At 70.1% G+C, this 2,029-nt stretch carries 1 protein-coding gene; it reads left to right on the forward strand.

Features of this window, described 5'->3' with window-relative positions; all coding sequences use genetic code 11:
- Window positions 1-88: 88 nt before the first annotated feature.
- Window positions 89-1,897, forward strand: coding sequence for a fatty acyl-AMP ligase (locus tag CCN72_RS30730; protein ID WP_086811326.1), 1,809 nt, complete (start codon window positions 89-91; stop codon window positions 1,895-1,897).
- The last annotated feature ends 132 nt before the right edge of the window (window positions 1,898-2,029 follow it).

Genomic DNA, 2,029 nt, shown 5'->3' on the forward strand with positions numbered 1-2,029 from the left:
CGGGGGCCCAGCGGTTCGGGGGTTCGGGGTTCGCCCGCAGATCACGCACGTGTCCCACACGCAGACCGACCCGGAAGGCCGTATTCCTGTGAGTCCGCTGCCACCGTCCGCCCACACCTCGCTGGTCCACGTCCTCGAACACCGCGCGACCCGGACACCCGACCGGCTCGCGTTCCGCTTCCTGCCCGACGGGACCGGCGACCACCCGATCGACTGGACCTACCGCGAACTCGCCGACCGCGCCGGCGCGGTCGCCGCCCACCTCAACGAACGCGGCCTCACCCAGGGCCACGTCGTCCTCGCCCTGGACCCCGGACTCGACTACGTCGCCGGACTCTTCGGCATCATGCAGGCCGGCTGCACCGCCGTACCCTGCTTCCCGCCGTTCGGACGACGCGCCACCGCCCGCTTCCTGTCCGTCCTGGACGACTGCAACCCACGCGCCGTCCTGACCGACCCCCGCTTCGCCCCCCAGGTCGACCACTTCCACCAGCAGCTCACCCCCACCACCGAACACCCCCAGTGGATCTTCCCCGAACCGGACTTCTACCAGCCCTCGGGCAACGGCGAGATACCGCTGCGGGTGGTGGAGCCGGCGCTGATCCAGTACAGCTCGGGATCGACCGGCGACCCCAAGGGCATCGTCCTCACCCACGAGAACCTGCTCAGCAACTGCCGGGTCCTGGACACCCACATGGGCTACGAGGAGGACCGCGTCGGCTGCTCCTGGCTGCCCCCCTACCACGACATGGGCCTGATGGGCACCATCATGCTCGCCCTGCACGGCGGCTGGCCCCTGGTCATGCTCTCCCCCATCCACTTCGTGCAGGACCCCTACCGCTGGCTCAAAGCCATCACCGACCACAAGGTCACCATCTCCGTCGGCCCGAACTTCGCGTTCGACCTGTGCGCCCAGAACATCACCGACGAAGAACTCACCACCCTCGACCTCAGCCGCCTGCGCCAGGTGTTCTGCGGCAGCGAACCCGTCTCCGGCAACACCATGGAACGCTTCGAGGAACGCTTCGCCCCCGTCGGCTTCGACCCCGGCAGCCTCATCCCCTGCTACGGACTCGCCGAAGCCACCCTCTTCGTCTCCGGCAAACCCGAAGCCGCCGACACCATCCGCACCGAACAACTCGACAAGACCGCCCTCGAACAAGGCCACGCCCGTCGCACCAACAACAGCGACGGTGGCGGCGAGGGTGCGGCGGACGCCGGCACGGTGAAGGTCGTCAGCTGCGGAATCGTCGCCGACGGCCACGAGGTCCTCATCGTCGACCCCCACACCCTCACCCCCCTCACCGACGGCGAGACCGGCGAGATCTGGGTCCACGGCACCAGCGTCGCCGCCGGCTACCTCGGACACCCCGAACTGACCGCCCGCACCTTCGGCGCCCGCCCCGCAGGCGCCGCCGACGACCACCGCACCTACCTGCGCACCGGAGACCTCGGCTTCCTCCTCGACGGAGAACTCTTCGTCACCGGACGCCTCAAGGACCTCATCGTCATCAGCGGCCGCAACCTCCACCCCCAGGACATCGAACACTCCGTCCTGCGCGCCCACCAGGACCTGCGCCGCATCGCCGCGTTCGCCCTGCCCAGCGACACGCGCGACGAGGAAGAAGTCGTCCTCGTCGCCGAATTCCGCGGCACCGCCAAAGAATTCGCCGCCCAGGAGAAAGAACTCCTGCAACGGGTCACCGCCGCGGTCACCGAGGACCACGGCGTACGCCCCGGCCGCATCCACATCGGACCCCCCGGATGCGTCCTGATGACCACCAGCGGCAAAGTCCGCCGCCGCGACACCCGCAAGGCCTACCTCGACGGCACCCTCAAAACCTTCCCCACCCCCGCAGACACCGCGACGGCCGCAGCCCCGGCGGGGGTGTCATGAGCAGCGCCCGAACCGGAGCCGGCCAGGCACCGCCCCGCACCACCGCGGCCCCCGCCCAGATCGACCGGCAAGCCCGCAGACTCGCCTGGGTCACCGTCGGCGTCCCCACCCTCGGCACCGCCGCCGCGATCG

The organism is Streptomyces murinus (assembly GCF_002154555.1).
In the GTDB taxonomy this organism is placed as follows: Bacteria; Actinomycetota; Actinomycetes; order Streptomycetales; family Streptomycetaceae; genus Streptomyces; species Streptomyces murinus.